This window comes from Roseicyclus sp., assembly GCF_052168335.1.
In the GTDB taxonomy this organism is placed as follows: domain Bacteria; phylum Pseudomonadota; class Alphaproteobacteria; order Rhodobacterales; family Rhodobacteraceae; genus Roseibacterium.
Map to the genome: position 1 here is coordinate 1 of NZ_JBQLZP010000199.1, position 6,619 is coordinate 6,619.

A 6,619-nucleotide genomic window follows, 5' to 3' on the forward strand; every position below is an offset into this window, starting at 1 on the left:
ATCAGCGCTTGGAGAACTGGAAGCTCCGGCGCGCCTTGCGCTTGCCGTACTTCTTGCGCTCGACGACGCGGCTGTCGCGGGTGAGGAAGCCCGCGGCCTTCAGGGGCCCGCGCAGCGTCGGCTCGTAGAGTTGCAGCGCCTTGGAGATGCCGTGCTTCACGGCGCCCGCCTGGCCCGAGAGGCCGCCGCCCTTGACGGTGGCCATCACGTCGAACTCGCCGACGACGCCCGCCACCTGGAAGGGCTGGCGCAGGATCATCTGGAGCACCGGACGCGCGAAGTAGGCGTCGATCGGCTTGCCGTTGACGGTGACGACGCCGGAGCCGGGCTTGATCCAGACGCGGGCGACCGCGTCCTTCCGCTTGCCGGTGGCGTAGGAGCGGCCGAGCGCGTCGCGCACCGGCTCACGCGGTGCGGCGCTGTAGGTCGCGGCGGCGGGAGCGTCGGAGCCGTCCACGGCGCCCCGGAGCTCGTCGAGCGAAGAGAGAGTCTCGGCCATGGTTTACGCCTGCCTCGTGTTCTTGGGGTTCATCGAACGGACGTCGAGCACGGTGGGCTGCTGGGCCTCGTGCGGGTGCTCGGCGCCGGCGTAGACGCGCAGGTTGGTCATCTGCTGGCGGGAGAGCTTGCCGCCGGGCAGCATCCGCTTGACCGCCTGCGTCACCACGCGCTCGGGATGCGCGCCCTCGAGGATCTGGCCGGTCGTGCGCGACTTGATCCCGCCCGGATAGCCGGTGTGCCAGTAGTTCGGCTTGGCGCGCTTGTTGCCCGTCAGCTGAACCTTGTCGGCGTTGATGACGATGACGTTGTCGCCCATGTCCATGGACGGCGTGAAGGTCGGCTTGTGCTTGCCGCGCAGCCGCATGGCGATGATCGAGGCGAGACGGCCCAGGACGACGCCCTCGGCGTCGATCAGGATCCATTCCTTCTCGATATCCGCCGGCGTGGCAGAGAAGGTCTTCATGTTCAAACCCTTCGGTTCTTGCGGGGCTCTGGCGGTCGCCTCGGCCGGAAACGCGAAGGGATGCCGCGGTGTCACCACGGCACCCCTGTTCGGATGGCATGCTTCTACGCATTTCCGCGGCGGCGTCAAGCGGACGCGCGCCGGATCATTCCTGCAAAATCAACGGCTTGCACATAAGGTATCATTTTACCCCAAGCGCAAGCCCCGCTTCACTCCGCCGGATTGCGCCGGAACACCAGCCGCTCGACCGTGTAGACGAGGATGGCCCCGCCCACCGCACCGAGCGCCGCAATGCCGAGGAGCACGATCACGTCGACCGGCCCGCCGATGTCGGCGAGGCGCGAATCCGTCATCGCCATGACGAACCAGACGGCCAGGACCGCGCCCACCGGCATGAAGAGCTGCGCCACGAGGAACTGGCGCATCCCCATCGAGCGGTCGCGGACCAGGACGTAGAGATATCCCAGCGTGATGAGCAGCGCGACCGCCAACATCACCCAGAAGAGCGTCGCGCCGAACATCTCCTCGAAGACGGCGATCATGGTCTCGAATGTGAGTTCTTCCATCGTTCCGTCCTCCTCTCAGGCCTGGCCGCGCAGCATGGCGTTGTAGGTGGCCTTCAGCGCCACCTCCTTCATCAGCCAGCTGATCCACAACTCCTCCAGCGGCGCGATGAGGCCGGGGAAGGAGGGCACCAGGTTGTTGTCGTAGTCGAACTCGATCAGCATGGCGCGGCCGATCCGGGTGATGAGCGGGCAGGAGGTGTAGCCATGGTAGGTCCGCGTCCCCTCCTGCCCCTGTATGGCGGCCACCAGCCGGTCCTCGACCACGGGCACCTGCCACTTCACGCTCGCCGCCGTCTTGCCCTTGGGCACCCCGGCCACGTCGCCGAGCGCCCAGATGTTGTCGTAGCGGTTGTGGCGCATCGTGTACTGGTCACAATCGACCCAGCCCTGGTCCGTCCAGCGGTCGGCCCAGGCGAGGCCCGATTCCACCACGAAGGCGGGGGCACGCTGCGGCGGGATGATGTGGATGTAATCGTAGTCCTCCTCGTAGGTGAACCCGTCCTGATCCGTGAAGGTCGCGATCTTGCGGCCCGCGTCGATGGATCGGAGGGTGCGCTGCATCTGCGTCTCGATGCCCCGGTCGCCGAAGAGCATCCGCACCCGCTCGGCCACGATCGGAACCCCGAAGAGCGCGCCCTGCGGCGCGGCATAGACGACCTCGGCATTGGTGCGGTTGCCCGCGCGGCGCAGGCGGTCGTCGATGAGGAAGGTGTGCTTGAGCGGCGCGCCCGCGCATTTCATCTCGGTCGCGGGGCGGGTGAAGAGGCCCCTGCCCCCCTCCTCGACGAAGCGGCTCGCCGCGGCCCAAGTCAGCGCCGCGTCCTCCGGCCCGCCGTAGAGCGCGCCGATCCCGTTCTCGCCCACCATGTCGGGCGAGAACCCCTCGATCGCGGCATTGTCGAGCACGAGGCCCGGCGCCACGACGAGGAAGTCGTAGGGCAGCGTCTGCCCCCCCTCGGTCGAGACGGTCCGCGCTTCGGGATCGACCGCCGCCACGGCCTCCTGCACGAGCCCCACGCCGCGCGGCAGCCAGTCCTCGGTCTGGCTGATGACGTATTCCGGCGGCTTGAGGCCGGCGGCGACGAGCGAGAGGCCCGGCTGGTAGAGATGCCGCACGCGCGGATCGACCAGCGTGATCTCGGCGCCGCTCAGCCGCTCGACCAGGCGATTGGCGAGCGCGGTGCCCGCGGCCCCGGCCCCGATGATGACGATGCGCGCCGAGGTCGCGACGGGCTGCGCCCGCGCCTCCGCCCCGGGCAGCGCCGCCACGGCACCGCCCGCCGCAGCAAGCGCCAGGAAGGCGCGTCGGCTGGTCCTGAAATCTTCACTCATCGCGATACTCCATTGCGCGTGTCCCGTCTCGAGCGGGATAGTGTGCAATGCCAACTTGCTTCCTTGACATGCATCAATTCGGGCCCGCGCCGCGCGAGAAATTCGCCCCGGACACGGATTGCATCTTGATCCGACTCGTATGGCGCATTACGTGCGCCCCTCACGAACCGGGACCGATCCCAACCTCGGAGCTTCCGGGGGGGCGCTAAGGACCCACCACATCAATCTGCTGGTAAGAAGGGGGAGCGCCATGACCCGCGCCGACCTCTTCCAACTGGGGACTGGTCTGGAGACAGGCGCCCATGCGGAAGATTCCCGCGGCCAGACGGCCGCAGCTACGCTGTTCGACGACACCCGCGACGATCACTTCATCCGGCGAGACGGCAGCGTCTTCGCGGGCACGCACCTGATCATCGAGGTCGAGAACGGCCACGGCTTTGACGACGAGGCCCGGATCGAGCGCGCGTTCCGCGACTGCGTCGACGAATGTGGCGCGACGCTCCTGCACATCCACACGCACAAGTTCAGCCCGCAGGGCGTCTCGGGCGTGGCGGTGCTGGCCGAGAGCCACATCTCCGTCCACACCTGGCCCGAGATCGGCTATGGCGCCTTCGACGTCTTCATGTGCGGCGACGCCGACCCGTGGAAGGCCGTGGGCGTGCTCAAGCGCGCCTTCGCGACCGAGACGGTGCACGTGAAGGAACTGCGCCGCGGCGAGGGCCTCGTGGCCGAGACCGCCGCCGCCTGAACGCAGGGGACCGGCAGGGCCGCGGGAGGACCGCGGCCCCTCAGCGCCACGGAGGGGACCATGACCGACCTCGAGGGATGGAGCGTCGAGCGCCTGCACGCAGACCATGCGCAGGCGCTGCGGATGGAGCGGCTGCACTACGACAGCGCGACCGAGCACCAGCGCATCCGCGTCTTCGAGAACCCCACCTTCGGGCGGGTCATGACGCTCGACGGCGTGGTGCAGGTGACCGAGGCCGACAACTTCATCTACCACGAGATGCTGACCCATGTGCCCATCCTCGCCCATGGCGCGGTCCGGCGCGTGCTGATCGTGGGCGGCGGCGACGGCGGCATGGCGCGCGAGGTACTGAAGCACCGCGATGTCGAGCAGGTCACGATGGTCGAGATCGACGCGGGCGTGGTTGAGTTCTGCAAGGAATACCTGCCCGGCATCTCGGCGGGCGCCTTCGACGACCCGCGCCTCGACCTCGTCATCGCCGACGGGGCGGAGTTCATGCGCCTGAACGCCGACGACTACGACGTCATCATCGTCGATTCGACCGATCCCGTGGGACCGGGCGAGGTGCTCTTCACCGACACGTTCTACGGCCACGCCAAGGCGCGCCTCGCGCCGGGCGGCATACTCGTCACGCAGAACGGCGTACCCTTCCTGCAGGGCGGCGAACTGACCGACACGATGCGCGCCTTCCGCGCGCTGTTCTCCGACGCGACCTGCTACCTCGCCACCATCCCGACCTATGCGGGCGGGCCCATGGCGCTCGGCTGGGGAACGGACGGGGCGGCGCGGGAGACGGACCTCGCGACGCTGAAGGCGCGCTTCGCGGCCTCGGGCATCGCGACGGACTACTACACCCCCGAGGTGCATCAGGGCGCCTTCGCGCTGCCGCCCTACGTCGCGCGCCTCATCCCCTGAGGCGCGCCTACTCCGGCCGGCAGATCTCGCCCCGCGTCGCGGCGAGGAGGGTGCGGAAGGCAAGCCCCGCCACGACCAGCACCAGCGCGCCGAGGACGATCAGGCCGATCACCTCGTGCGCCGGGCTGCCGATCGCGCGCCCGTAGCCGAAGGACGCGATGGAGAGCGCCGCGAGCGGAAAGCTCAGCGCCCACCAGGACAGCGCGAAGGGCAGCGTGCGGAGCTTGGGCAGTTGCACCAGCACCAGCGCCGCGAAGACATAGGCCATGTTGACCAGCATCCGCGCCGCCGGATCGACCCCGCCCGTGAGCCGCATGTAGGCCACGAAGGCGACGGCGGGCGGCGCGATCAGGATCACCATGGTCGGGAAGAGCCGGCCGGGGATCGGGTCGTGGAAGATCAGCCGGTTGAACACCAGCGTCAGCAGCACGACCCAGAAGATCATCCCCGCCGAAAAGAACAGCCACGAGACCTCGACCCAACCGAGCTGAACGCCCGCCACGGGCACGATGACGTTGCCCACCGCCGGGATGAACCACGCGGGCGTCAGGTGCCCCACCTGGAAGGAGCGGTGGCTGATCCAGCCGGAGATCACCGCGACCGTCAGCACCCCCTGCCCCAGCATCCCCGCGACCCAGACCGGCCCCGCGATGCCCGGATAGGGCCCGGCCAGCGCCGTCGCCATCAGGAGGAGCGAGATCGAGATCGTCGGGAAGAAGGCGAGCTTGACCGGGTGGTGCCACTCCGCCGCCACGGCGCGCGGGTGGCGCAGCGCCTTCAGGAGGTAGATCGCCGAGATCAGGACGAAGGCCGCGAGCGAGATCCAGAGCGCACCGAGCGCGAAGGGCTCGGCCCACAGATAGCTCGGCGCGGCGGCGTGGAACGCGAGCGTGACGCCGAAAAGGCCCATCAGCACCGCGAAGAAGGTCACGGGATAATGCTCGAGCCAGCCATGGGCCCTGTCGCCTGTCGCAGCCTCGGTCATCGTCTCGCCCCGCTGAGGTTGTCTTGGTCAATCATCTACGCCCTCCCCGGCGCGGATGCAGCGTCGCGTCCTGTCGCAGGCGCTCAGCGCTCGGGCGGGATCGAGTAGGTGAGCGAGGCGCGGGCCACCGGCGCCTCCACCCCCTCCGAGAACAGGAGGCATTCGCCCACCGCCAGCACGCGCCCGAGCTTCAGGAGGCGGCATTCGCAGACCATGTCCACCCCCGCCGCGGGCTTGCGCATGAAATCGATCGCGCAACTCGTCGTGACCGCCAGCGCCTTCGGCCCGATCATGGCGAGGATCGCGAGATAGACCGAGACATCGGCCAGCGCGAACATCGACGGCCCCGAAACGGTGCCGCCGGGGCGCAGGTGCCGGTGCGCCACCGGCATCCGCACCCGGATGCGCATCTCGCCCACCTCGTCGATGACGAAGTCCCCGGCCGTCTGCGGGAACTCGACCTCCATGAACCGCGCGAGCGCGGCCGCGTCCATCTGTAGCGCCATGTCCCTGCCTGTTCCCCCTCTGCCCTTTTGCGGATAACCTGCCCCCCGGTGGCGAGACTGGCAAGGGAGAGACCGGGGTGGCCGACGAAATCCTGCTGCGCGAGGACCGGGGCGCAGTCACGTATCTGACGATGAATTCCCCCGGCAATCTCAACGCCTTGTCGGACGCGATGATCGGCGAGCTGACGGCCGCCTTCACCGCGCTGATGCGCACCGAGACGAGCCGCGTGATCGTGCTCCGGGGCGTGGGCAAGGCCTTCTGCGCGGGCCACGACCTCAAGGAGATGACCGCCAAGCGGCAGGCGAACGACGGCGGCGCGAAGGCGATCCGCGACCTCTTCGACCGCTGCTCGGCGATGATGCAGATGATCCCCCGCCTGCCCCAGCCGGTCATCGCCGAGGTGCACGGCATCGCGACCGCGGCGGGCTGCCAGCTCGTCGCGTCCTGCGACCTCGCGGTGGCGGCCGAGGGCACGCGCTTCGGCGTCAACGGCGTGAACATCGGCCTCTTCTGCTCGACGCCCATGGTGGCCCTGTCGCGCAACGTGCCGCGCAAGCAGGTCTTCGAGATGCTGACGACGGGCGAGTTCGCCGACGCCCACC

The 6,619-nt window shown here is 68.9% G+C and carries 9 protein-coding genes; 3 read left to right on the plus strand and 6 right to left on the minus strand.

Features of this window, described 5'->3' with window-relative positions; genetic code table 11:
• Window position 1 precedes the first annotated feature (1 nt).
• From rpsI to ACTS11_RS06355, 4 genes are all read right to left on the minus strand, one after another.
• Window positions 2-499 carry a 30S ribosomal protein S9 gene (gene rpsI, locus ACTS11_RS06340; protein ID WP_442639492.1) on the minus strand — a complete coding sequence of 166 codons (498 nt, stop codon included), beginning with the start codon at window positions 497-499 and terminating at the stop codon, window positions 2-4.
• A 3-nt stretch (window positions 500-502) separates the two neighbouring features.
• Entirely contained in the window at window positions 503-964 is a 462-nt protein-coding gene (gene rplM, locus ACTS11_RS06345; RefSeq protein ID WP_442639493.1) for a 50S ribosomal protein L13, read from the minus strand.
• Window positions 965-1,173: 209 nt separating this feature from the next.
• Window positions 1,174-1,530, minus strand: coding sequence for a DUF5368 domain-containing protein (locus ACTS11_RS06350; protein WP_442639494.1), 357 nt, complete (start codon window positions 1,528-1,530; stop codon window positions 1,174-1,176).
• 15 nt (window positions 1,531-1,545) lie between these two features.
• Window positions 1,546-2,862 carry an NAD(P)/FAD-dependent oxidoreductase gene (locus tag ACTS11_RS06355; protein ID WP_442639495.1) on the minus strand — a complete coding sequence of 439 codons (1,317 nt, stop codon included), beginning with the start codon at window positions 2,860-2,862 and terminating at the stop codon, window positions 1,546-1,548.
• A gap of 250 nt (window positions 2,863-3,112) precedes the next feature.
• Between ACTS11_RS06355 and speD the strand changes: the two genes are divergently transcribed.
• A complete protein-coding gene (gene speD / locus ACTS11_RS06360; RefSeq protein WP_442639496.1) occupies window positions 3,113-3,610 on the plus strand; it encodes an adenosylmethionine decarboxylase in 498 nt (165 codons plus the stop codon).
• 60 nt (window positions 3,611-3,670) lie between these two features.
• Entirely contained in the window at window positions 3,671-4,525 is an 855-nt protein-coding gene (gene speE, locus ACTS11_RS06365; RefSeq protein ID WP_442639497.1) for a polyamine aminopropyltransferase, read from the plus strand.
• A gap of 7 nt (window positions 4,526-4,532) precedes the next feature.
• On the opposite strand, the gene ACTS11_RS06370 is transcribed toward speE, so the two are convergent.
• The gene (locus ACTS11_RS06370) at window positions 4,533-5,510 is read right to left on the minus strand and encodes an SLAC1 anion channel family protein (RefSeq protein ID WP_442639498.1); all 978 of its coding nucleotides are present in this window, start codon (window positions 5,508-5,510) and stop codon (window positions 4,533-4,535) included.
• Between the two features lie 83 nt (window positions 5,511-5,593).
• Complete coding sequence (locus ACTS11_RS06375) at window positions 5,594-6,016, minus strand: PaaI family thioesterase (RefSeq protein WP_442639499.1); 423 nt, start codon at window positions 6,014-6,016, stop codon at window positions 5,594-5,596.
• Window positions 6,017-6,147: 131 nt separating this feature from the next.
• On the opposite strand from ACTS11_RS06375, the gene ACTS11_RS06380 reads away from it, so the two are divergent.
• The coding region (locus ACTS11_RS06380) for an enoyl-CoA hydratase-related protein (protein WP_442639500.1) at window positions 6,148-6,619 on the plus strand (472 nt) is incomplete at its 3' end.